Source organism: Citrobacter sp. Cpo071 (assembly GCF_030332765.1).
GTDB classification, from domain to species: domain Bacteria; phylum Pseudomonadota; class Gammaproteobacteria; order Enterobacterales; family Enterobacteriaceae; genus Citrobacter; species Citrobacter portucalensis.
In genome coordinates, this window is the sequence record NZ_JAOWHE010000084.1 from 38,994 (window position 1) to 61,844 (window position 22,851).

General features: G+C 50.3%; 21 protein-coding genes and 4 tRNA genes. 14 read left to right on the forward strand and 11 right to left on the reverse strand.

Features of this window, described 5'->3' with window-relative positions:
- The first annotated feature begins 35 nt into the window (after positions 1–35).
- The 7 genes from OGY09_RS15485 (at position 36) to OGY09_RS15515 (ending at position 6,910) form a co-directional block, all read left to right on the forward strand.
- Positions 36–962 carry a LysR family transcriptional regulator gene (locus tag OGY09_RS15485; RefSeq protein WP_032944140.1) on the forward strand — a complete coding sequence of 309 codons (927 nt, stop codon included), beginning with the start codon at positions 36–38 and terminating at the stop codon, positions 960–962.
- Positions 963–1,390: 428 nt separating this feature from the next.
- The gene (locus OGY09_RS15490; RefSeq protein ID WP_032944137.1) at positions 1,391–2,482 is read left to right on the forward strand and encodes a YVTN family beta-propeller repeat protein; all 1,092 of its coding nucleotides are present in this window, start codon (positions 1,391–1,393) and stop codon (positions 2,480–2,482) included.
- 77 nt (positions 2,483–2,559) lie between these two features.
- Positions 2,560–2,955, forward strand: a complete 396-nt coding sequence (locus OGY09_RS15495) for a DUF302 domain-containing protein (RefSeq protein ID WP_032944134.1) — start codon at positions 2,560–2,562, stop codon at positions 2,953–2,955.
- A gap of 230 nt (positions 2,956–3,185) precedes the next feature.
- The gene (locus OGY09_RS15500) at positions 3,186–3,455 is read left to right on the forward strand and encodes a YdgH/BhsA/McbA-like domain containing protein (protein WP_008785396.1); all 270 of its coding nucleotides are present in this window, start codon (positions 3,186–3,188) and stop codon (positions 3,453–3,455) included.
- Between the two features lie 325 nt (positions 3,456–3,780).
- A complete protein-coding gene (gene xapA, locus OGY09_RS15505; protein ID WP_008785395.1) occupies positions 3,781–4,614 on the forward strand; it encodes a xanthosine phosphorylase in 834 nt (277 codons plus the stop codon).
- Between the two features lie 56 nt (positions 4,615–4,670).
- The gene (locus tag OGY09_RS15510; protein ID WP_032944132.1) at positions 4,671–5,927 is read left to right on the forward strand and encodes a nucleoside permease; all 1,257 of its coding nucleotides are present in this window, start codon (positions 4,671–4,673) and stop codon (positions 5,925–5,927) included.
- A gap of 98 nt (positions 5,928–6,025) precedes the next feature.
- Positions 6,026–6,910: a LysR family transcriptional regulator gene (locus tag OGY09_RS15515; RefSeq protein WP_032944129.1), complete on the forward strand. Its 885-nt coding sequence runs from the start codon at positions 6,026–6,028 to the stop codon at positions 6,908–6,910.
- A 456-nt stretch (positions 6,911–7,366) separates the two neighbouring features.
- On the opposite strand, the gene OGY09_RS15520 is transcribed toward OGY09_RS15515, so the two are convergent.
- Positions 7,367–7,442, reverse strand: a tRNA-Lys gene (locus tag OGY09_RS15520).
- Positions 7,443–7,446: 4 nt separating this feature from the next.
- A tRNA-Val gene (locus OGY09_RS15525) sits at positions 7,447–7,522 on the reverse strand.
- Positions 7,523–7,780: 258 nt separating this feature from the next.
- Here OGY09_RS15525 and gltX point away from each other — a divergent pair.
- Entirely contained in the window at positions 7,781–9,196 is a 1,416-nt protein-coding gene (gltX, locus tag OGY09_RS15530; RefSeq protein ID WP_008785393.1) for a glutamate--tRNA ligase, read from the forward strand.
- Between the two features lie 56 nt (positions 9,197–9,252).
- Here gltX and OGY09_RS15535 read toward each other — a convergent pair whose 3' ends face one another.
- Both OGY09_RS15535 and OGY09_RS15540 read right to left on the reverse strand, forming a co-directional pair.
- Positions 9,253–9,645 (reverse strand): MerR family transcriptional regulator, encoded by a 393-nt coding sequence (locus OGY09_RS15535; protein ID WP_003834896.1) that lies wholly within the window; start codon positions 9,643–9,645, stop codon positions 9,253–9,255.
- Between the two features lies 1 nt (position 9,646).
- A complete protein-coding gene (locus OGY09_RS15540; RefSeq protein WP_003028277.1) occupies positions 9,647–10,009 on the reverse strand; it encodes a YfeC-like transcriptional regulator in 363 nt (120 codons plus the stop codon).
- 221 nt (positions 10,010–10,230) lie between these two features.
- On the opposite strand from OGY09_RS15540, the gene OGY09_RS15545 reads away from it, so the two are divergent.
- Both OGY09_RS15545 and OGY09_RS15550 read left to right on the forward strand, forming a co-directional pair.
- A tRNA-Ala gene (locus OGY09_RS15545) sits at positions 10,231–10,306 on the forward strand.
- A gap of 42 nt (positions 10,307–10,348) precedes the next feature.
- Positions 10,349–10,424, forward strand: a tRNA-Ala gene (locus tag OGY09_RS15550).
- Between the two features lie 150 nt (positions 10,425–10,574).
- Here OGY09_RS15550 and nupC read toward each other — a convergent pair.
- Positions 10,575–11,777 (reverse strand): nucleoside permease NupC, encoded by a 1,203-nt coding sequence (gene nupC / locus OGY09_RS15555; protein WP_032944128.1) that lies wholly within the window; start codon positions 11,775–11,777, stop codon positions 10,575–10,577.
- Between the two features lie 273 nt (positions 11,778–12,050).
- Between nupC and OGY09_RS25465 the strand changes: the two genes are divergently transcribed.
- Positions 12,051–12,125: a hypothetical protein gene (locus OGY09_RS25465; RefSeq protein ID WP_418219455.1), complete on the forward strand. Its 75-nt coding sequence runs from the start codon at positions 12,051–12,053 to the stop codon at positions 12,123–12,125.
- Positions 12,122–13,360, forward strand: coding sequence for an Nramp family divalent metal transporter (locus tag OGY09_RS15560; protein ID WP_032944126.1), 1,239 nt, complete (start codon positions 12,122–12,124; stop codon positions 13,358–13,360). The genes OGY09_RS25465 and OGY09_RS15560 overlap by 4 nt, the downstream gene beginning before the upstream one ends.
- Positions 13,361–13,392: 32 nt before the next feature.
- On the opposite strand, the gene ypeC is transcribed toward OGY09_RS15560, so the two are convergent.
- Both ypeC and mgrA read right to left on the reverse strand, forming a co-directional pair.
- On the reverse strand, positions 13,393–13,719 hold the full coding sequence (ypeC, locus tag OGY09_RS15565) for a DUF2502 domain-containing protein YpeC (protein ID WP_032944124.1): 327 nt from the start codon (positions 13,717–13,719) through the stop codon (positions 13,393–13,395).
- A 137-nt stretch (positions 13,720–13,856) separates the two neighbouring features.
- Positions 13,857–14,846 (reverse strand): L-glyceraldehyde 3-phosphate reductase, encoded by a 990-nt coding sequence (gene mgrA / locus OGY09_RS15570; RefSeq protein ID WP_032944122.1) that lies wholly within the window; start codon positions 14,844–14,846, stop codon positions 13,857–13,859.
- 182 nt (positions 14,847–15,028) lie between these two features.
- On the opposite strand from mgrA, the gene OGY09_RS15575 reads away from it, so the two are divergent.
- Complete coding sequence (locus OGY09_RS15575) at positions 15,029–16,681, forward strand: alpha-keto acid decarboxylase family protein (protein ID WP_032944120.1); 1,653 nt, start codon at positions 15,029–15,031, stop codon at positions 16,679–16,681.
- On the opposite strand, the gene OGY09_RS15580 is transcribed toward OGY09_RS15575, so the two are convergent.
- Positions 16,682–17,917: an ion channel protein gene (locus tag OGY09_RS15580; RefSeq protein ID WP_032944118.1), complete on the reverse strand. Its 1,236-nt coding sequence runs from the start codon at positions 17,915–17,917 to the stop codon at positions 16,682–16,684. It abuts the gene before it with no gap.
- 204 nt (positions 17,918–18,121) lie between these two features.
- Here OGY09_RS15580 and glk point away from each other — a divergent pair, with 204 nt between their 5' ends.
- Positions 18,122–19,087 carry a glucokinase gene (gene glk, locus OGY09_RS15585; RefSeq protein WP_003028256.1) on the forward strand — a complete coding sequence of 322 codons (966 nt, stop codon included), beginning with the start codon at positions 18,122–18,124 and terminating at the stop codon, positions 19,085–19,087.
- Between the two features lie 2 nt (positions 19,088–19,089).
- On the opposite strand, the gene OGY09_RS15590 is transcribed toward glk, so the two are convergent.
- From OGY09_RS15590 to OGY09_RS15600, 3 genes are all read right to left on the reverse strand, one after another.
- On the reverse strand, positions 19,090–20,136 hold the full coding sequence (locus OGY09_RS15590) for a hypothetical protein (protein WP_032944116.1): 1,047 nt from the start codon (positions 20,134–20,136) through the stop codon (positions 19,090–19,092).
- A gap of 123 nt (positions 20,137–20,259) precedes the next feature.
- Complete coding sequence (locus OGY09_RS15595; RefSeq protein ID WP_003834866.1) at positions 20,260–20,994, reverse strand: LytR/AlgR family response regulator transcription factor; 735 nt, start codon at positions 20,992–20,994, stop codon at positions 20,260–20,262.
- Between the two features lie 14 nt (positions 20,995–21,008).
- On the reverse strand, positions 21,009–22,706 hold the full coding sequence (locus OGY09_RS15600; RefSeq protein ID WP_008785387.1) for a sensor histidine kinase: 1,698 nt from the start codon (positions 22,704–22,706) through the stop codon (positions 21,009–21,011).
- Positions 22,707–22,851 lie beyond the last annotated feature (145 nt).

A 22,851-nucleotide genomic window follows, 5' to 3' on the forward strand; every position in this document is an offset into this window, starting at 1 on the left:
AATTGATTTATTGCATCCATATATGAATCGAATAGATGAATTACTCTCTGCGTCAGCTCCGTATTTTTGTTACCGTCGCTCAGGCCAAAAGCTTTAGCCGGGCGGGGGATATCATTGGCTTAAGCCAGTCTGCGGTCAGCCACAGCGTTAAAGAGCTGGAAGGGCAGACGGGTGTGCGGTTGTTAGATAGAACAACGCGGGAAGTGGTGCTGACAGAAGCAGGGCACCAGTTGGCGGCGCGGCTGGAACGTATTCTGGATGAACTGCACAGCACGCTGCGCGAAGCAGGCCAGGTGGGAACGCAGTTAACCGGAACGGTGCGCGTTGCCGCCAGCCAGACAATATCTGCTCACCTTATTCCACAGTGTATTGCCCAGAGTAATCAGCTTTATCCAGCAATCGATTTTGTGCTGCACGATCGTCCGCAACAGTGGGTGCTGGAGAGTATTCGTCAGGGCGAGGTAGATTTTGGCATTGTGATAGATCCAGGTGCTGTGACCGATCTGCAGTGTGAAGCGGTGTTATCCGAACCGTTCCTGCTGTTGTGTCGAGGGGATCATCCGCTAGCCCAACGCGAATGGGTAAATTGGCAGGATTTATATCATGAGCGCCTGGTATTACAGGATTACGCTTCCGGCAGTCGACCGTTGATCGATGCGGCACTGGCTCACTTTTCCATTGAGGCCAATATCGTTCAGGAGATAGGTCACCCTGCCACGCTTTTCCCGATGGTTGAGGCGGGGATTGGTATCAGCGTGCTGCCTGCGCTGGCGCTTCCTCTGCCACAGGGCAGCCATTTGCAGGTTAAACGCCTGACGCCGGTTGTGGAACGACAATTGATGCTGGCACGACGTAAAAATCGTTCTTTATCGACTGCGGCCCAGGCGCTGTGGGACGTAGTACGGATGCAGGCCAGTGAATTAACCGCCGGTCGGGCACGGGATCCTTTGTACCAGCTTTAACGATATGGCTGGTGTTTTTCATGTCGTTAAGTTTGGCTTTCAGTATCGATGAACTGATCGTTAACTTTTATATTTTTACCCGGCACCGGACTACCTCTTTATATTTATAAATTCTCCTGCGATATTCTTAGGCAATTGCTTAGCTTGCGGATTTGTAAGGCTATTTTAAATTATTACTTTTTTTCTTGACCTTCCACTTGCTGGAAGGTTGATACTCTTTATACGCAATTACGGATAGCAGTATCTAATACAATGATGTATAGCGATTGATTAATGAAATGACTAAGCAATTTATACAGTAACTCGTTATAGGTAGAATTAACACGATCCCGATGGAGTAATATTAGTGACATGTTAAATAATCCTACAATAGCTGGTTGCTGAAACTAATCCGGTAAATATATTTAACTAATGGGGTATTGGCGGCGATGATAAGAAAAAATAAAATTTTAATTGCAATGCAAATTAGTATGCTGGCATGGTCTGGTTATACGTTTGCAGCAGACAGAGTGTATGTAGCAAATGAAGGTGCAGATTCAGTTAATGTACTTGATGCTGCGTCTTTAAAGACTGTAGATAAAGTACATGTTGGTAAAATGCCGCATAACGTTCAGGTGTCACCAGACAATAAAACAGTTTGGGTAACCAACCTTGGTGCTAACGGGACACATTCATCAGGCTCTGAACATATGGATATGAGTAAAGATGCCCATTCTGAGAAAATGGATATGGGCAAAGATTCTCATGCAGGCAAAAAGGAACATGGCGAAGTTTGGGTTATTAATGGCGAAAATGATACGGTTATTGCAAAACTTCCGGTTGGCGCACATCCTGCGCATGTTGTCGTCACCCCTGATGGGAAAATGGCGTATATCTCAAATAGTGCAGATAACACTATCAGCGTGATTGATGCAGAACATTTGAAAAATTTAACGACAATTAATGTAGGTAAATTCCCTCATGGCCTCAGAGTGAGTCCTGACGGTAAAGAAGTTTATATCGCGAATATGAAAGGGGGCTCGGTATCCGTTGTTGATACAGACAGTAATAAAGAGGTCGCGCAGATCCCATTAGGTAAAATGCCAGCCCAGGTAGGTTTCTCACCGGACGGAAAACGGGTGTTTGTTTCCCTGTCTGGTGAAGATGCTGTAGCGGTGATTGATACAGCAACGCGTAAAGTTGTGAAGAAAATTAATGTTGGTACCGTACCAATCCAGCTGTTTGGCACTCCGGATGGTAAAAGCATGCTGGTAACCAATCAGGGCTCGAAGAGCAAGCCGGGTAACACAATAAACATGATTGATATCGCAAGCCTTACGGTAGCGAAAACCATCACCACTGGCGATGGGGCCCATGGCGTGGTTGTCGATAAAAATGGCAAGTATGCTTACGTAACTAACTCATTTGCAAACTCTGTTTCGATGATTGACATTAATGAGCGTAAGGTAGTGAACACGCTCCCGGTAGACAACAACCCAAATGGTATCAGCTGGGGCTCTGTCGAAGTGACGCCTAAATAACTGTGCTAGCATTTATCAATACCCGTCATTCGCTGGCGGGTATTTTCATGAATATTCTATAAATAAAGGAACGACAGATGAGAAAGCCGGAGCGGACAAAAACGCTGCCTAGTAAGTTCAATTTTGATGATACTGTAAACAGACTCGTCAGCGTATTGAATGCTAAAAATATTCGTATTTTTGTGCAGGTTGATCAACAGCAAGCGGCAACGGAAGCAGGTCTTGCTCTGCGACCGACGATGTTATTTCTGTTTGGTAACCCAAAGGGTGGTACTCCTGCCATGCAAGCAAATCCTCATGCGGCAATAGAGTTACCCCTACGGGTGGTTATTTGGCAGGATGACAATGGTGATACCCATATAGATTATCAGGATGCAAGTACTGTTCTGGAGTTTGACTATGGTGTTGCACATAATATTGTTGCTCCAGTTAGCATCCTGACAACCCTTCTTAACGAAGTGGCCGGTAATTAATTGCAAATAACACTAAATGCCTCGTGGATATTTAGTGTTATTTTCCTGCGCTTATTATGCAAATATTTAACCCGCTATAATAAACCTATTGAATAATACATATGATGTTCATTACTCTTCAATGTTTGTCGATTCGTCTATTTTATAAATAGAAGGGTTTTTGTTTGCAATATTATGTGAAGGGTATATCTTGATGCTCAAATATTAATATGTAAGTTATGAGGATAGTTATGAAAAAGACATTAGTCACATCATTGGCCGCTTCTTTGTGTTTTCTCAGTCTGTCTGCCTTTGCTGCTACAGAAATCTCGCAACAAGAAGCCAATAGTTTAAAGCATGTCAAGTCAATCACCGTAACGGAAAATACGGTGAATCAATGTATGCACAAAATTTCGAAAATGGCAGATAAAGAAGGTGCTGATTTCTTTGTTATTAAGAACTTCTCTTCTATAGGCAATGGTTCTCAGGCTGTAGTGACCAGCGAACTCTATAAGAAGTAAACAGCTGTTTCCCCCGTTTTAATTATTGATTAGCGAAAGTGTGTTGTTGTACCTGCTTTCGCTTATTAATAATCAACAAATGTTTGTCAGTCATTTGCAAGGCGGGCTTTGTCTGCCCACTCGTCTGACGAATTCCTGATGTGTTGGTACTCCTTGCCATTTCTGGCAGAAAAAAAATGTGAGTTCAGGCCGATTTAGCACGTGCCATCTATACCGATTTACTATCGGTTATCGGGATAAACGGTATTGGTAATCGATTGCGTAGTCTCGCTATAACAATGCGGTACGCTACGTTATTTCGATTACTCAGTATTAAGGACATCTCATGAGCCACTCTCTTTTCTCGCAAAATCCCTGGTATAGCGCTGATATCATTCGTGGTTACAAACCGGATTTTACGCCGCGCGTAGCCTTTATCCTCGGCTCAGGTCTGGGGGCGTTGGCGGATCAAATTGAGGATGCGGTTGCCATCTCTTACGAGAAACTACCAGGGTTCCCGGTGAGTACCGTACACGGTCATGCTGGTGAACTGGTGTTGGGAAATCTGGCGGGAATTCCGGTGGCCTGTATGAAAGGACGTGGACATTTCTATGAAGGTCGCGGTATGACGGTGATGACGGATGCCATTCGTACGCTGAAGCTGCTGGGCTGTGAGCTGCTGTTTTGCACCAATGCTGCAGGCTCTTTGCGTCCCGAAGTCGGACCGGGTAGCCTCGTTGCGCTTAGCGATCACATCAATACGATGCCGGGTACGCCGATGGTAGGGCCAAACGATGAGCGTTTTGGCGAGCGATTCTTTTCACTGGCGAATGCCTATGATGCTGACTATCGTGCGATCCTGCAAACTGTTGCCGCTGAGGAAGGGTTCCCGCTGAGTGAAGGGGTTTTTGTCTCTTATCCGGGGCCGAACTTTGAAACCGCGGCAGAAATCCGCATGATGCAAATTATCGGTGGCGACGTGGTGGGGATGTCGGTGGTGCCTGAAGTTATCTCTGCGCGCCACTGCGGCTTGAAAGTGGTTGCGGTGGCGGCCATCACCAACCTGGCGGAAGGTCTGGGTGATGTTAAATTATCTCACGCGCAGACGCTGGCTGCGGCGGAACTCTCCCGGCAGAATTTCATCAATTTGATCTGCGGATTCTTGCGCAAACTGGCCTGAATAACTAAAAAATGACCCCGCTTGCGGGGTCTTACTTTATGGCAAGGAACGGAAAAATGGGTATCGCATCTCGCTTAAAGCTCATGTCGTTTTTGCAATATTTCATCTGGGGAAGCTGGTTGGTAACCCTGGGTTCCTACATGATTAATACCCTGGATTTTACCGGCGCGAACGTCGGTATGATTTACAGTTCGAAAGGGCTGGCGGCGATTATCATGCCGGGCATTATGGGCATCATTGCCGATAAATGGCTACGCGCCGAGCGCGCCTATATGCTTTGTCATCTGGTGTGTGCGGGCGTGTTGCTATATGCCACAACCGTTACCGATCCGCAGACCATGTTTTGGGTGATGCTGGTTAACGCAATGGCGTATATGCCGACGATTGCGTTATCGAATAGCGTCTCATACTCGTGCCTGGCGCAATCAGGTCAGGATCCGGTCACCGCGTTCCCGCCAATTCGTGTATTTGGCACCATTGGGTTTATTGTGGCGATGTGGACTGTCAGCTTGATGGGACTGGAACTGAGCAGCGCGCAGTTGTATATCGCTTCAGGCGCATCGCTGCTGCTGGCTCTGTATGCGCTTACGTTGCCGAAAATTCCGGTTGCTGAGAAGAAAGCAAACACCACGCTTGCCAGCAAGCTCGGTCTGGACGCCTTTGTCCTGTTTAAAAAACCGCAGATGGCAATCTTCTTTTTGTTTGCGATGATGCTGGGGGCGGTGTTGCAAATCACCAACGTCTTTGGCAATCCGTTCCTGCATGATTTTGCCCGTAACCCGGAATTTGCCGACAGCTTTGTGGTGAAGTACCCCTCCATATTGCTTTCCGTTTCACAGATGGCGGAGGTGGGCTTTATTCTCACTATTCCGTACTTCCTTAAACGCTTTGGCATTAAAACGGTGATGCTGATGAGCATGCTGGCATGGACGCTGCGCTTTGGCTTCTTTGCCTTTGGCGATCCGTCGCCGTTTGGTTTTGTGCTGCTGCTGATGTCGATGATCGTCTACGGCTGTGCGTTTGATTTCTTCAATATCTCGGGATCGGTATTTGTCGAGCAGGAGGTTAGCTCTAACATTCGCGCCAGCGCGCAGGGGCTGTTTATGACGATGGTAAACGGCGTTGGCGCGTGGGTGGGATCAATTCTGAGTGGTATGGCGGTGGACTATTTTTCTGTCGATGGCGTCAAGGATTGGCAAACTATCTGGCTGGTGTTTGCCGCGTATGCGCTGGCTCTGGCGGTTATCTTTGCATTGTTCTTTAAATACAGGCATGAGCCTGAACGACTGGCACAGAAAGCACCGGCACATTAATACTCCATTGGCGGCGGGTTCTGATACCCGCCGTTTCATTTTCTGCGAGGCAATGTGGTAACTTTGCGCATTATCCTTATTTCAGGAGCGCATTATCCATGGAACGCACGCACCGCATCGATCTGAAGTTACTGCGTTATTTTCTTGCTGTCGCAGAAGAACTGCATTTTGGACGTGCTGCTGCTCGCCTGAATATGTCGCAACCGCCGCTCAGTACCCATATTAAAGAGCTGGAGCAACAGCTCGGCACTTTGCTATTTATCCGTCATTCCCGCAGCGTGGCGTTAACTCACGCGGGAAAGATATTGATGGAAGAGTCGCGCCGACTGTTATCCAGTGCTAATCAGGCGCTGGCGAGAGTGGAGCAAATTGGTCGTGGTGAGGCAGGGCGAATTGAGCTTGGCGTTATCGGTACAGCGATGTGGGGAAAAATGCGTCCGGTGATGCGGCGTTTTATGAAGGATAATCCCAATGTTGAGGTGCTGTTTCGCGAGAACATGCCCGCGATGCAGATGACGATGCTGGAACGGCGTGAACTGGATGCGGGAATTTGGCGGATGGCTACGGAGCTTTCTCCCGGGTTTACCAGTTTGCGTTTGCATGAGTCCTCTTTTCTGGTTGCCATGCCGGAAGAACATCCTCTTACTGCCTGTGAGTCCATACCGCTGGAGGCGTTGAGAAATGAATATTTTGTCACAATGCCTTCCATTCATACTGACTGGGCATTTTTGCAGCGAGTTTGCCTGAGTGCTGGATTTTCCCCGATGATTATTCGTGAGGTGAGGGAGCCGCAAACGGTGCTGGCGATGATCAGCATGGGGATTGGTATTACGTTAATTGCTGACAGCTATGCGCAGATGAGTTGGCCTGGCGTGGTATTTCGACCGTTAGAGGAACGTATTCCGGCGGATTTGTATATTGTGTATGACCAACTGCAGGCGACACCCGCGCTGGAGAAACTGGTAGCGGCATTGACGATGTGATGTCTGTGCCGGATGGCGACTGACGTCTTATCCGGCCTACGCGTGTTGTGTTGTCTGTGCCGGATGGCGACTGACGTCTTATCCGGCCTACGCGTGTTGTGTTGTCTGTGCCGGATGGCGGCTGACGTCTTATCCGGCCTACGCGTGTTGTGTTGTCTGCGCCGGATGGCGACTGACGTCTTATCCGGCCTGCGCGTGTAGTGTTGTCTGTGCCGGGTGGCGACTGACGTCTTATCCGGCCTACGCGTGCGGTATTGTCTGTGCCGGATGGCGACTGACGTCTTATCCGGCCTACGCGTGTTGTGTTGTCTGTGCCGGATGGCGACTAACGTCTTATCCGGCCTACGTGTGGGGTATTGTCTGTAGGCCTGATAAGCGTAGCGCATCAGGCGATGCAGGTTCGAATCTTATAAATCGCAGATAGCAAAAAGGCGCCTTTAGGGCGCCTTTTTACATTGGTGGGTCGTGCAGGATTCGAACCTGCGACCAATTGATTAAAAGTCAACTGCTCTACCAACTGAGCTAACGACCCGAAGTGGTGGGTGATGACGGGATCGAACCGCCGACCCCCTCCTTGTAAGGGAGGTGCTCTCCCAGCTGAGCTAATCACCCCCGCTGTGTGGAGTCGCATTATAGGGAGAGTTGAAAATGAGTCAACGCATTTTCTAAAGAATTTGTTCGTTCGTCGTAAATTTAAACAAAACGATCGCAAATCAATCCATGCAGCATGATTTGTATACGAAAATGGCAAAGCGTGATGTTCCAACCTGAACAACATTGAGGAATCAGACCACAGTGATAGAATACGAGCCTGATAATCTTTCCAGGATTTGCCGGTTGTCGGCATCTTTATAAACGTAAGGCCATTTCATGAAAATCAAAACTCGCTTCGCGCCAAGCCCGACAGGTTACCTGCACGTCGGTGGTGCGCGTACTGCTCTATATTCCTGGCTTTTTGCACGTAACCATGACGGTGAGTTTGTGCTGCGTATTGAAGACACCGATCTCGAACGCTCCACTCCGGAAGCTATTGAAGCCATTATGGATGGCATGAACTGGCTGAATCTGGAATGGGATGAAGGCCCGTACTTCCAGACCAAACGTTTTGATCGCTACAATGCCGTGATTGATGAGATGCTGGAAGCCGGTACCGCGTATAAATGCTACTGCTCCAAAGAGCGTCTGGACGCACTGCGCGAAGAGCAGATGGCAAACGGTGAGAAGCCACGTTACGACGGTCGCTGCCGCCACGGGCATGAACATCATGCTGCTGATGAACCATGCGTGGTGCGTTTTGCCAACCCGCAGGATGGATCCGTTATTTTTGACGACCAGATCCGTGGGCCGATCGAATTCAGCAACCAGGAGCTGGACGATCTGATCATCCGCCGTACTGACGGTTCCCCGACCTACAACTTCTGTGTTGTGGTCGACGACTGGGATATGGAAATCACCCACGTTATTCGTGGTGAAGACCATATCAACAACACTCCGCGTCAGATTAACATCCTGAAAGCGCTGAATGCGCCGGTGCCGGTTTATGCACACGTGTCGATGATCAACGGCGACGACGGTAAAAAACTCTCTAAACGTCACGGTGCGGTCAGCGTTATGCAGTATCGCGACGACGGTTACCTGCCGGAAGCGCTGCTGAACTATCTGGTGCGTCTGGGCTGGTCCAGCGGCGATCAGGAAATCTTCACCCGTGAAGAGATGATCAAACTGTTCTCCCTTGGTGCGGTGAGCAAGTCTGCCAGTGCGTTCAACACCGAAAAACTGCAGTGGCTGAACCATCACTACATTAATTCGCTGGCACCTGAATATGTGGCAACGCATCTGCAATGGCACATTGAGCAGGAAAATATCGATACTCGCGTCGGCCCGCAGCTGTCTGAGCTGGTTAAACTGCTGGGTGAGCGCTGCAAAACGCTGAAAGAGATGGCGCAGAGCTGCCGCTACTTCTACGAAGACTTTGCTGAGTTCGACGCGGATGCAGCTAAGAAACACCTGCGTCCGGTAGCGCGTCAGCCGCTGGAAGTGGTTCGCGATAAGCTGGCTGCTATCAGCGAGTGGACGGCAGAAAACGTGCACCACGCGATTCAGGCAACCGCTGATGAGCTGGAAGTGGGTATGGGTAAAGTTGGGATGCCGCTGCGCGTAGCCGTAACCGGCGCGGGTCAGTCTCCGGCGTTAGACGTCACGGTGCATGCGATTGGTAAATCCCGCAGCATTGAGCGTATTAATAAAGCGCTGGCGTTTATTGCTGAGCGTGAAAGCCAGCAGTAAGACCGGTTGAGCGATGAAACAACGGCAGGAGCGCATCCTGCCGTTTTTTTTGCCTGTTATTCAGACTCATCAATACCCAGACGGGTAAGGAAAGTGCGAATACCTTCGCGCGAAATATACATTGCCAGCTTTTCTTGTTCCGTTGGGGACATGTTGTCCAGTGCGCTGATTATCTGGCGACAGGCGTGGCTACGCACCACGTGGGTATATTCTGCCAGCGGTTCCTCAGCCTGATAAATTTCAGGGACTTTGCGAAAAGCCGGAATATTGAGCAGAAACGTACGGACGCTGGAGTCGATATGGATCAGCCTTGCACGACCCCCTTTAACGCCGGGAAACTTTTCGGTGGTCCAGTTTTGTTCTCTGATCCAACGATTGACGGTTTGTTTGGCAACCCCGAGACATTCCGCCAGTTCTTCGGTCGTCATTTTGCTGCGTAATTTTTTCATATTATTTGTTGTCGCGGATCCCTAAGCGTTGTAACAAACCCGTAATGCCTTCACGCAGGATCAGTGACGTAAACATTTTTTGTTCTGACGGAGTCATCTCTTTGGCGAGCCTAATCAGTAGAGCTTCGATAGAGGTATCGCCGGATAACGATAAATTATCTGATAAACCTTCGGCTGAACGCTCAGCACTGCGAATGTATTCACGAACTTGTTCGGTGACGTGAACCAGACGCGCTTTACCGCCCTGTACGCCTGGTTTTGGTGATGTAGCCCAACCCTCCTTGCGCACCCATTTATTGATGGTCTGTCGGCTGTATCCGGTCAGATTAGCAAGTTCTTCTGGCGTCATCCGTTCCTTGAACATAACGATTCCCTGAATAGTCGTGGGGTTAATTAGTGGCTCATTTTATAGCACCATTTTAGTAGAAACCGTGACGCGTTTAACTACTGAATGCGAGTTGTTACGCAATGTTCTTCATTTGACTGCTTTTTCAGCGATTGAATTCTATGAGTTAATTTTGCCGTTGACACACGCGAAGGGAATTCATATGATGCCGCCCGTCAACTCGACAAGCTTTACGTAATGGGGCTATAGCTCAGCTGGGAGAGCGCTTGCATGGCATGCAAGAGGTCAGCGGTTCGATCCCGCTTAGCTCCACCAAATTTAATCCCAATAAATTTGGTACGTACGTAATAGCATCGTGGGGCTATAGCTCAGCTGGGAGAGCGCTTGCATGGCATGCAAGAGGTCAGCGGTTCGATCCCGCTTAGCTCCACCAAAATTTAAACCCTCGCTGAAAAGCGAGGGTTTTTTGTTTCTGTATCCTACCTGTTCTTACCTTGTATCTCTTCGGTTTGCTGAATAGCAGGCATAAAAAAACCGGGGAGAAGAATCTCCCCGGTCTTATCAATACGATGTTGTCTTACGCTTACAGCACCAGTGCTGCGATAGATGCAGACAGTACGCTCACCAGCGTAGAGCCGTACACCAGCTTCAGACCAAAGCGGGAAACCACGTTACCTTGCTCTTCGTTCAGACCTTTAATCGCACCGGCGATAATACCGATGGAAGAGAAGTTAGCGAAGGAGACCAGGAACACGGACAGGATACCTTCTGCACGCGGAGAGAGCGTGGCGGCAATTTTCTGCAGATCCATCATCGCAACGAATTCGTTGGAAACCAGTTTGGTTGCCATGATACTGCCCACCTGCAGCGCTTCGCTGGACGGCACACCCATTACCCATGCAACCGGGTAGAAGATGTAGCCCAGGATGCCCTGGAAGGAGATGCTGTAACCAAACCAGCCGGTCACGGTGGCGAACAGGGCGTTCAGGGCTGCAATCAGCGCGATGAAACCAATCAGCATCGCCGCAACGATAATTGCTACTTTGAAACCTGCCAGGATGTATTCACCCAGCATTTCGAAGAAGCTCTGGCCTTCGTGCAGGTTAGACATCTGAATGTTTTCTTCGCTGGCATCAACGGTGTACGGGTTGATCAGCGACAGCACGATAAAGGTGCTGAACATGTTCAGAACCAGCGCCGCAACCACGTACTTCGGTTCCAGCATGGTCATGTACGCGCCGACGATAGACATGGAAACGGTCGACATCGCCGTTGCAGCCATGGTGTACATACGGTTGCGAGACATTTTGCCGAGGATATCTTTATAGGCGATAAAGTTCTCGGACTGACCCAGGATCAGGGAGCTGACGGCGTTGAAGGATTCCAGCTTGCCCATACCGTTCACTTTGGATAACAGGAAACCAATCGTGCGGATGATAACCGGCAGAACGCGGATATGCTGCAAAATACCGATAAGAGCGGAAATGAAGACGATTGGGCACAGCACTTTCAGGAAGAAGAATGCCAGGCCTTTGTCGTTCATGCTGCCGAAGACAAAGTTTGTCCCTTCATTAGCGAATCCGAGGAGTTTTTCAAACATCTCGGAGAAGCCTCTCACGAAGCCCAGACCGACATCAGAGTTCAGGAAGAACCATGCCAGTAACACTTCAATAACAAGCAATTGAATAACATAACGAATGCGGATTTTTTTACGGTCACTGCTTACCAGCAGTGCGAGTACCGCAACCACGGCAAGGGCCAGGACGAAATGAAGAACGCGGTCCATATTTGCTCCAAATATGAGGCAGGTTTAGTTTTCGTGCACATTCTATGTAACAACCATAAAGAAAACGAGATCAAACACACACTATAATAAGGACCTGTGACGAGATTCAAAATTAGTGATCGGTGATACACTTCTGTTATGTTTAGTATGGAAGTGAAAAGTTATGTCATTGTGCTAATCTCATAACAATAATTAAACATCTCACCGGTATTTCCAGAATCCTTATCGATCCATAGACAAACGCTATCAGAGAAATCAACTTCACCCATTAAAATGAATTTGATAATCATTCTCAATAGGCGTAGCTTGAAACATAGCAAAGGCTATGTTTCTGAGGCACTAAAATGACTAACGATCGCGTTGAGAGTAGCACTGGACGGGCAGCGCGCAAGTTGAAGCTCGCATTAATGGGACCTGCGTTCATCGCGGCGATCGGCTACATCGATCCGGGCAACTTCGCCACCAACATCCAGGCAGGGGCCAGCTTTGGCTATAAACTGTTGTGGGTGGTGGTCTGGGCAAATCTGATGGCGATGCTGATTCAGGTGCTGTCGGCAAAGCTGGGTATTGCCACGGGTAAAAACCTGGCGGAGCAAATTCGCGATCACTATCCTCGTCCGGTGGTGTGGTTCTACTGGGTGCAGGCCGAAATTATCGCCATGGCGACAGACCTTGCTGAATTCATTGGCGCCGCGATTGGTTTCAAATTGATCCTCGGCGTGTCGTTATTGCAGGGGGCCGTGCTCACCGGTATCGCGACTTTTTTGATTCTGATGTTGCAGCGCCGTGGGCAAAAACCGCTGGAAAAAGTGATTGGCGGCTTGCTGCTGTTTGTGGCAGCGGCTTACATTGTGGAACTGATCTTTTCCCAGCCGAACTTCGCGCAACTTAGCAAGGGAATGGTTATCCCGAGCCTGCCTAATTCCGAAGCGGTGTTCCTGGCGGCTGGCGTGCTCGGCGCGACTATCATGCCACACGTCATTTATCTGCACTCTTCCTTAACTCAGCATCTGCACGGCGGAACACGTCAACAGCGCTATGCGGCCACGAAATGGGATGTGGCAATCGCCATGACGATTGCTGGATTTGTCAATCTGGCGATGATGGCGACGGCTGCCGCTGCATTTCACTTTAGCGGGCATACCGGTATTGCCGATCTCGATCAAGCGTATCTGACACTTGAACCGCTGTTGAGTCACGCTGCGGCGACGGTATTTGGTTTAAGCCTGGTGGCTGCGGGACTTTCTTCTACCGTGGTCGGTACGTTGGCCGGGCAGGTGGTGATGCAAGGGTTTATCCGCTTTCACATTCCGCTTTGGGTACGCCGTACCGTCACTATGATGCCATCATTTATTGTGATTTTGATGGGACTGGATCCGACGCGTATTCTGGTGATGAGCCAGGTATTGCTCAGTTTTGGTATTGCACTGGCGTTGGTGCCGCTACTGATCTTTACCAGTGACGGTAAGCTGATGGGCGATTTGGTGAATACCCGTTGGGTAAAACAGGTAGGCTGGGTGATTGTTGTGCTGGTGGTGGCGCTCAATATCTGGCTGTTGGTAGGAACCGCACTCGGTTTGTAAAAACAAAAGGGCCTGTTGGCCCTTTTGTTACATTAATGATGATGTTTGTGGCCACGCCCGCGACCGCGGTGGTCGTCACGATCGTTCCAGCCTTCACGATAACCACGCTCATAAGCTTTGCGTTTGTCCCAGCCACGATGGTAGCCATTGTCATGACGCCACCAGCGATTTTTGCGCCACTCATAGTTATTGTGCCAGTAATCCCGGTCGCGCCAGCGGCCGCCATCCCAGTAGTTACCGTAGTTATCGCGATCGCCAATTTGTAATTTTATTGATGGCAGCAGGGTGATTTCGCCAGCGTTCGCGGCCAGCGGTGTAAAAGCCAATAAGACTGCCGCCAGAATCAGTGACCTGAACATGTTTTCTCTCCTTCACGATCGAGCCGTAGCCGGCCTGTTAACGTAATATTACGGGGCAGTAAAGCCCCGTTTCATCGCCTTAACTCTTAAATCGCAAGTGAGAGCACTTTTTGTTAATAAATGTGTCTTTATTTCAATCAACTCAGGATAGCATCAATCTCCGCGCACTCTTCAGACGTAAAGTGACGGTTTGCCAGCATGCCGACAGCATCTTCAATTTGTGCTGGTTTACTGGCGCCAATCAGCACGGACGTGACTTTGTCATCCCGTAACACCCATGCCAGCGCCATCTGGGAAAGCTTTTGCCCGCGTTGTTCTGCCAGCACATTTAGCGCCCGCACTTTTTCCAGTTTTTGTGGAGTGATCTGGTCCGGATTCAGAAAGCGACTGGTGCTTGCCGCACGAGAATCCGCAGGAATGCCGTTCAGATAGCGGTCGGTTAACTGTCCGCCAGCCAGCGGTGAGAAGGCGATACTGCCGACACCTTTTTCCTGTAATAGTGACAGCAAGCCACCTTCGACCCAACGTTCAAACATGGAATATTTGGGCTGGTGAATAAGGCATGGCGTACCTAAATCGTCGAGTATTTCAATCGCCTGCCTGGCAAGATCTGCCGGATAGTTAGACAACCCGACGTACAGCGCTTTGCCCTGACGGACGATGTGATCCAGCGCGCGCATGGTTTCTCTGAGCGGTGTTTCAGGGTCGGGGCGATGGTGGTAGAAGATATCGACATACTCCAGCCCCAGACGCTTCAGGCTTTGATCGAGACTGGCAATCAGATATTTGCGTGAACCCCAGTCACCGTAGGGGCCTTCCCACATGGTGTAGCCCGCTTTTGTGGAGATAATAAGCTCATCTCGCCACGGTAAAAAATCTTCCTGCAGGATCCGACCAAAATTACGTTCTGCCGAACCCGGTGGTGGACCATAGTTATTTGCCAGATCAAAATGGTTGATCCCCAGATCGAATGCGCGCTGTAACAATGCGCGACTGTTCTCGACCTGTGTGGTATCGCCAAAATTGTGCCACAAACCCAGAGAGACAATCGGGAGCTTGAGGCCGCTCTGACCGCAGCGGCGGTACTCCATTGTCTGATAACGATTTTCATCTGCGTGATAAACCATGTCACCCCCCTTCCACGATGCGTGTGCCTTTCAGTGTATACGGTTACACCGTCGATTCTTCAATGAATTTTTACCGCCAAAACTGTAAATCCTGCTTTCCACCCCTTCACAGCGACTTTCCTGGACAGTCATCACAGTTCTTCGATACTCAACATGAGGTTACCGTCAGAAGGATAGCTGTCATGCAAACCCCGTATTCCGTTGCTGATTATCTGCTGGACAGGCTGGCAGGCTGTGGCGTCGGCCATCTCTTTGGTGTGCCGGGCGATTATAATTTGCAGTTTCTTGACCACGTGATTGAACATCCCAACGTATGTTGGGTCGGGTGTGCGAATGAATTGAATGCGGCTTATGCGGCAGATGGCTATGCCCGGGTATCCGGGGTTGGGGCGCTGCTCACCACGTTTGGTGTGGGGGAGTTAAGCGCAATTAACGGTATCGCGGGTAGCTTCGCGGAATATGTTCCTGTTTTGCATATTGTCGGCGCACCCTGTCGCGGCGCGCAGCGTCGCGGAGAGTTGATGCATCACACTTTGGGTGACGGTGACTTTCAGCATTTTTACCGTATGCAGCAGGCGGTGACGACGGCCAGCGCGGTGCTGAATGAACAAAATGCCTGCTATGAGATTGACCGTGTGTTGCGAATGATGCTCAGCGAGCGCAGGCCGGGCTATCTGATGCTACCTGCTGATGTGGCTAAACAACCTGCTACGCCACCGAATGATATTATGATTGTTCCTCTGAGCGAGCCGGAAAGCAGCGTGATAGAGGCGTTTCGCTACCATGCCCGTGAACGATTGCTGGACAGCCCACGCGTAGCGTTGCTGGCCGACTTCCTCGCGCTGCGTTTTGGCCTGCAGCCGGTTTTACAGCGCTGGATGGCGGAAACGCCGATGGCTCATGCCACGTTGTTGATGGGCAAAGGACTGTTTGATGAGCGTCACCCGGCGTTTGTTGGCACGTACAGCGCTGGAGCCAGCAGCGATTATGTACGTCAGGCGATAGAAGATGCCGATACGATAATGTGTGTCGGCACACAATTTGTCGACACCCTGACAGCTGGGTTTACACAACAGCTACCGCTGGATCGCACCATTGACGTTCAGCCCCATGCGTCACGAATTGGATCCCACTGGTTTAACATCCCGATGGAGCAGGCGGTCACCACATTACGTGAGCTGTGCCTGGAAATGTCGTTTTCTCTACCGCCAGAACGTCCGCCAATTAGGCATGTTCAGGTTGAGAAGGGCCCACTGACGCAGGAAAACTTCTGGCACACGGTGCAGCAGTTTCTGAAGCCTGATGACATTATCCTCGTCGATCAGGGAACCGCCGCCTTTGGCGCGGTTGCGCTCTCACTACCTTGCGGGGCGGAAGTACTGGTTCAACCGTTGTGGGGATCTATCGGCTACGCGCTCCCGGCGGCATTCGGTGCGCAAACGGCCTGTCCGGACCGTCGGGTGATCCTGATTATTGGTGATGGCGCGGCGCAGCTCACCATTCAGGAGCTGGGCTCCATGCTTAGAGACGGGCAATCGCCGGTTATTTTACTGCTCAACAATGACGGTTATACCGTGGAGCGGGCCATACACGGGGCAAATCAGCGCTATAACGACATCGCTGCCTGGAGCTGGACGTCGGTGCCGCAGGCGTTTAGTCGTGAATGTCAGGCCGAATGTTGGCGGGTGAAGCAGGCGGTACAGCTGGAAGAGGTGCTGGCCCGGTTGTCCCATCCGCAACGACTGTCGTTAATTGAGGTGGTGCTACCGAAAGCCGATCTTCCTGAATTATTGCGCACGGTGACCCGTGCGCTGGAATCTCGCAACGGCGGATAGCTATTTATCAGGGCGCTCAGCGACCATCATCGGTTTGCCTGCCAGCAGCAGCCAGGCGGGCAGCATGACGATGCACAGCAGTGGCAGCAGGGTGGAATCTGGCACCACCACTGCTGCCATAAACAGGCTCAGCCAGGCGTCACGGGTGACGACCAGCACCAGCCCGAGAATAGAGCAAGAAACCGTGATGGCAGCCGGCACCGCTTCAACATGGGCGTGCAGCATCAGGCCAAGCGCGACGCCAACGAATACCGCCGGGAAGATTCGTCCGCCGCGAAAACCACTCGCCGCTGCTACCACCAATGCCGTTAGTTTGATCACGGCGAGCATGAAATAATCTGATGTCCCCAGCGTTTGGCTAAACGCCATTTGCTGCATTTCGTCCAGTCCCTTAAACAAGGTAAGCGGCCCGCCGATAACACCCAAAATACCAAGGATAAAACCGCCTGCCCCGAGGATCAGCACCGGGTGTCTTAATCGATGCATTAAATGGTGCAAACGCGGCAGACACCAGACGGCAACCATCCCAGCGGCAATGGCGATGGCAGCAACAACCGCGCCGCTGAGGATATCGATCAAGTGCATCTGCGTGTAGTGCGCGATGGGTAGTGAAAAATGGGGGTGAAAAAACAGGCTGGTGGTTAGCGAACCCGCGGCGGCGGCCATTAACGGTGCAAACAGGCGATCCCACAAGGGCACATCGTTTGAGCTATTCAGCGTTTGCGAAAATATCAGCGCGGCGGCAACGGGGGTACCAAATAGCGCGCCGATGGTACCGGCAGAGGCGAGAATGGTCCAGTCCAGCTTCGCAATGCGCGGAAACATGCGGCTACCAAGTGCCACTGCCAGTGCGATATTCACGGTCATGATGGGGTGTTCCGGACCCAGACTGACGCCACCCGCGAGGCCGAGGATTAGCGCTGCCAGCAGGCCCGGTATTGCTGACGTTGGCACCGGCATACCAATTAACGGTTCACAGGCCGGATCCGGGCCTGCGTGGCCATGGCTGTAACGGATAACTAACCCGACCATGATCCCCGTGAGTGTCAGCATACCGATAATCCAGACCGGAGAGTCCTGGGCTATACCGATGCTAACAGGCAGACGTTCCCACAAAAACTGCTGTAAAACGGAAGCCACTTTCATCACAACGATCAACACCAGGCTGGACGCTATGCCAATGATTAGCGCTGGGGTTGATAGCAAGAGCATCGTTCTGGCTCGCGGATGGAGCATTTTCTATTCCTTAAAACAGAGTCATAGACATAGTTTGCACAGCCTGCCTGACGACATCGCTGCAAATGGTGCTGAAACGATAAAGTAATTGTGTGATCTGGATCGATTTTCCACGGGCATCAGCCTTCAGACCGTTGTTGTTATGTCCCCATGAATTTACAGTGTGGCAAAGATTTATTCTGACTTTAGCGGAGCAGTGGAAGAATGACAAAATATGCTTTAGTAGGGGATGTTGGCGGCACCAACGCGCGTCTTGCTCTGTGCGATATTGCCAGTGGCGAGATTTCGCAGGCAAAAACCTATTCCGGGTTGGATTATCCAAGTCTGGAGGCGGTGGTGCGCGTGTACCTGGATGAGCATAGCGTTAGCGTTGAAGATGGTTGTATTGCCATTGCCTGTCCGATAACCGGCGACTGGGTGGCAATGACCAACCATACCTGGGCGTTCTCTATTGCTGAGATGAAAAAAAACCTGGGCTTCAGCCATCTGGAAATCATCAATGATTTCACCGCTGTGTCGATGGCGATCCCGATGCTGAAAAAAGAGCATTTAATCCAGTTTGGTGGCGCGGAACCTGTTGAAGGTAAACCTATTGCGGTTTATGGTGCAGGAACCGGGCTCGGCGTGGCGCATCTGGTCCACGTGGATAAACGTTGGGTAAGCCTCCCTGGTGAAGGCGGCCACGTGGATTTTGCGCCTAACAGCGAGGAAGAGGGAATTATCCTTGAGGTTCTGCGCGCGGAAATAGGTCACGTGTCCGCAGAACGCGTGCTGTCTGGTCCGGGACTGGTGAATCTGTATCGCGCGATCGTCAAATCTGACGGACGCCTGCCGGAAAATCTGCAGCCGAAGGATATCACCGCACGGGCGCTGGAAGATTCCTGCATTGACTGTCGTCGTGCGCTGTCGCTGTTCTGCGTCATCATGGGACGTTTTGGTGGCGATCTGGCGTTAACGCTGGGCACATTTGGCGGTGTGTACATCGCCGGCGGTATTGTGCCGCGCTTCCTCGACTTCTTTAAAGCGTCGGGCTTCCGCGGTGGTTTTGAAGATAAAGGCCGTTTTAAAGCCTACGTGCAGGATATTCCGGTGTATCTGATCGTGCACGATAATCCTGGACTACTTGGCGCTGGTGCGCATTTACGTCAGACGCTGGGCCATATTTTGTAAGGTCAGGGCCGGATGGCGCTCAGCGCTTCTCCGGCCTTGTCGTTCTGGCTGTTCATATTTTCTAAAATTATCTTGATCATCTGTTGTTCAAATAAATCGGCATGCAGGTATCTTGTGTTTTTATATTTTTTATCGGTATCCAGATAGGGTTGATGCAAACAACATTCTGGCGGCGTGCATGAGATCAGGGTGTTAATAAGGTCAATTGGTTTAGGGTATTCTATAAATAGCGGGCCATGGCAATAGTTATGTTTATTTTGCCATTCCGCCAGATCGTCCATAAAACACTCTGCGGTTGGTTTCGGCATCGCGCTGGCTTTATCTTTGCCCAACACAATATAAGCCAGGTTGTATAACCCGTGCGCGTATGGCCAGAACATTTTATGGAGCTTAGTGAGCCCTGGTTCTCTCAATGCAGACACGCTTTTACAATATAAATCGAGTTGCGTGCCTGCTTCTGTCACATCCTCATCCAGGAGCGCCATCAGATAGCGGAGGATGAACATATCGCTTACTGTTTGCTTCGTGGTCAGTACCTTTTGCGCTCTTTTTCTGGCATCCACTGCAAAGTCTGCACGTTTGTACCACAACGCCATCATTAAATTCGTCATGGCCAGGTTAACAGGGTGACCGTTATCACTCATACCCAATTTTTCAGGCAATAAGAGTGGTACTCGGTCAAATAAACCCGCGGCAAGAATCTCTAGTGTCGTCCATACATTAATACTGTGATCGCAGCCTGAGTCCACACCCTGCGTCACATGTTTAATCATCGCAGACTGTCGCAGGGATAAGTGTAGAGATTCCATATCATTTGACTGTATCGCGGTTTTATATCCTAATAACTCCGGGCTGCGCTTCATGCGCAGCATAAAAAGCCATGAACTCAGCTGTTGTTGCAGTGAATAATCCAGATGGCATTGTTCATGAATATCCAGGCACTCAGCTAAATAATCGTCCGTACTTATCCATATCAGGGCATTTTTTTCCGCTTCTTTTGCGTATTCGCGTAGATATGTACGTTGATATTTTTCGCTCAGCTTCGCCATGACATCACCTGTAAAAAATAGAGTGACGACCAATATACTACAAACTTAGTTCCGCTATCCCGTTCGTCGCGGAAACGACTGAAAGCGTGCGCTGTACTCTCCATTCGTCACGCTTTTTCAGCACTATAAATGCATTAATTGTCTGAATTCTTTCACTTTGCTCCGACTAACCGGGATTTCAAATTCCAGATCCTTTAAACGCAGAATATAAGTGTTGTTAAACCAGGGTTCGATCTCGCGGATTTTATTCAGATTTACGCAGAACGAGCGGTGGCAGCGGAAGAAATGCGAAGCCGGCAGTTTGCTGCAAAATTCGCTGATGTTCATCGGCATGACGTATGATTCTCGTCGCGTATAGACGAACGTCATCTTTTCATGCGCTTCAGCGTAGTAGATGTCGTTGATTGGGGTCACGATGATCCGCTCATCTTTGATCAGGTTGATCGTATCGTTTTCGCGGGCCACCGGACTTACAGGGGACGTTCCCGTTTGCTGTTGCTGCCAGGCGGCTTCCAGCTTTTGCAGCATGCTGACAATGCGTGATTCCTGGTACGGCTTCAGAATGTAGTCAAAAGCTTCCAGTTCGAAGGCTTCAACGGCATGCTCTTTCCACGCGGTAATAAATACAATAAAGGGTTTATGTGCGAACTGGCTGATATTTTGTGCCAGTAATACGCCGTCCAGCGAGGGAATATTAATATCCAGAAAAATGGCGTCAACGCGGTTGTGCTGGAGATATTTCAGCACGTCCAGACCATCGTCAAACGTGCCGACAATCTCCATCTGGCTGTGCTCTTTTATCAGCCAGCTCAGTTCCTGTTGGGCCAGGAATTCATCTTCAACAATGATGACTTTCACGACTTCACTCCTGGTTAAAGCAATAATGTAGTTGGCGCGGCTGCGGGCGAGTGCACATTAGGTACATAAAAGGCAATCTCTGTGCCTGGCTCCAGACGGCGGATATGTAATCCCTCACCGTAGAGCAGCTTAACGCGATGGTGCACATTCAACAGACCAATTTTATTGCCCGGCATTTCATTGGACTCGACCCGTTCAATCACTTTTGGGTCGATACCATGACCCGTGTCTCGTACGGCAATCCGTACCCGGTTGCCGCACTCCGCAACGCTGATAGTGACCACACCTTTCCCTTTGCAGGGCTGGATCCCATGGACGATAGCGTTCTCGACCAACGGCTGAATCAGCAGGCTGGGAATAAAACAGCTTACCTCTTCATCGATATCATAAATAACGGTCAGCTTGTCGCCAAAGCGGGCCTGTTCGATGGTGATGTAATCCTTGATTTGATACAGCTCTTTCTTGATGTCGATCTGCTCATCGTCTTTTAATTCAATATTATAGCGAAGATAGCGCGACAAATTAAAAATGAGCTGACGTGCGGTGTCCGGGTTAAGCCGCACCGACGATGAAATCGCGTTCAGGGCATTAAACAGAAAATGGGGATTTATTTTGCTTTGCAGTGCGCGTAGCTCTGCCTTATTTGCCATTTCTCGTAGTTGCTCTGCGCGGGAGACTTCAAGCTGGGTGGAGATGATTTGCGACAGACCGATCGCCATTTCCTGTAACGAGGAAGTGATTTGATGAGCGTGACAGTAGTAGATCTTCAGCGTGCCGGTCACGACGCCTTTCTCCCAAAGCGGGATCACCAGCATAGAGTGGATTTCCGGGGTGCGATGCGCTTCATCATTGTTTTTTATGATTATTTTACCGTGATTTATGGCTTCTTGCGTGGTAGGGCTGACGAAGTCATCGTTATCGCGGTAGTTGATCTCTCCGACGCCAACATAGGCCAGAACGTGCTGAGTATTGGTGATGGCAACCGCGTCAGCGTGGATATCGTGGCGAATAATTTCGCACACCTGACGTAACGACTCGCTGTTGACCTGGCGAAAGAGCGGCAGCGTTTTGTTGGCGATATCCAGCGCCAGCTTGGCCTGTTTTGCAGCGCTGGCTTCTTTCTCACCTTCAACGCTTTGTACCAGCATCACGATAAAACCAATACAGACGCTGCCTAGGATCATTGGAATACCGATTTTTGAGACAATATCCAGCCCCAGTTCGGTGGTGGGTGCCCAGGCGACGACGAGGATCATGGTCAGTGATTCGCACAGCATTCCGCCTAAAATACCCGCGCGCCAGTGCTGCGCTTTGGGGATCTTACGGTTGATCCACCCGGCAATGCAGCCAGCCAGAATGCTGGTAATAAAGCAGGGTAGGGCAGTTACGCCGCCAATATCGATCAGGTAACGGTGGGTGCCTGCGATCAGCCCCGTAATAATGCCAACCCATGGACCGAACAGGATCCCTCCTGACATGACCGCGATAATACGCACATTGACCAGAGAACCTTCAACCGGTACGCCTGACCAGGTACTGAACAGGGCAAACATGGAGAAAATCGCGGTAACGGCGAGCAGCTCTTTTGGGGAGTGGGCTGACTTGTGCAACAGTTCGCGAAACAGGCGGATACGAATCAGGAAAAACAGACAGAACAGCATCAGTGCTGCCCGGTCAAATACCGCCAGCAGCATATTGAATATTTCGTGCACGGGTGACTCTTGCGCAAGGGTTAAACCACTATGATAGGTAACCTGAGGCAGGATGACCAGCACCCCCGCAGTTCAGAGCTAATGGGGAAAAACCATAATATTAAAAGGGGATTGTTGCATGATTGTTGTATTTACAATACCTGTC

Bases quoted from the DNA above. Each gene is read 5' to 3' on its own strand.
- OGY09_RS15485 (WP_032944140.1), top strand. From the start codon at position 36: ATGAATTACTCTCTGCGTCAGCTCCGTATTTTTGTTACCGTCGCTCAG.
- mgrA (WP_032944122.1), bottom strand. From the start codon at position 14,846: ATGGTTTATCACGCAGATGAAAATCGTTATCAGACAATGGAGTACCGC.
- OGY09_RS15590 (WP_032944116.1), bottom strand. From the start codon at position 20,136: ATGGCGAAGCTGAGCGAAAAATATCAACGTACATATCTACGCGAATAC.
- ypeC (WP_032944124.1), bottom strand. From the start codon at position 13,719: ATGTTCAGGTCACTGATTCTGGCGGCAGTCTTATTGGCTTTTACACCG.
- OGY09_RS15575 (WP_032944120.1), top strand. From the start codon at position 15,029: ATGCAAACCCCGTATTCCGTTGCTGATTATCTGCTGGACAGGCTGGCA.
- glk (WP_003028256.1), top strand. From the start codon at position 18,122: ATGACAAAATATGCTTTAGTAGGGGATGTTGGCGGCACCAACGCGCGT.
- xapA (WP_008785395.1), top strand. From the start codon at position 3,781: ATGAGCCACTCTCTTTTCTCGCAAAATCCCTGGTATAGCGCTGATATC.
- nupC (WP_032944128.1), bottom strand. From the start codon at position 11,777: ATGGACCGCGTTCTTCATTTCGTCCTGGCCCTTGCCGTGGTTGCGGTA.
- OGY09_RS15515 (WP_032944129.1), top strand. From the start codon at position 6,026: ATGGAACGCACGCACCGCATCGATCTGAAGTTACTGCGTTATTTTCTT.
- OGY09_RS15500 (WP_008785396.1), top strand. From the start codon at position 3,186: ATGAAAAAGACATTAGTCACATCATTGGCCGCTTCTTTGTGTTTTCTC.
- OGY09_RS15580 (WP_032944118.1), bottom strand. From the start codon at position 17,917: ATGCTCCATCCGCGAGCCAGAACGATGCTCTTGCTATCAACCCCAGCG.
- OGY09_RS15540 (WP_003028277.1), bottom strand. From the start codon at position 10,009: ATGTTCAAGGAACGGATGACGCCAGAAGAACTTGCTAATCTGACCGGA.
- OGY09_RS15560 (WP_032944126.1), top strand. From the start codon at position 12,122: ATGACTAACGATCGCGTTGAGAGTAGCACTGGACGGGCAGCGCGCAAG.
- gltX (WP_008785393.1), top strand. From the start codon at position 7,781: ATGAAAATCAAAACTCGCTTCGCGCCAAGCCCGACAGGTTACCTGCAC.
- OGY09_RS15490 (WP_032944137.1), top strand. From the start codon at position 1,391: ATGATAAGAAAAAATAAAATTTTAATTGCAATGCAAATTAGTATGCTG.
- OGY09_RS15495 (WP_032944134.1), top strand. From the start codon at position 2,560: ATGAGAAAGCCGGAGCGGACAAAAACGCTGCCTAGTAAGTTCAATTTT.
- OGY09_RS15510 (WP_032944132.1), top strand. From the start codon at position 4,671: ATGGGTATCGCATCTCGCTTAAAGCTCATGTCGTTTTTGCAATATTTC.
- OGY09_RS15535 (WP_003834896.1), bottom strand. From the start codon at position 9,645: ATGAAAAAATTACGCAGCAAAATGACGACCGAAGAACTGGCGGAATGT.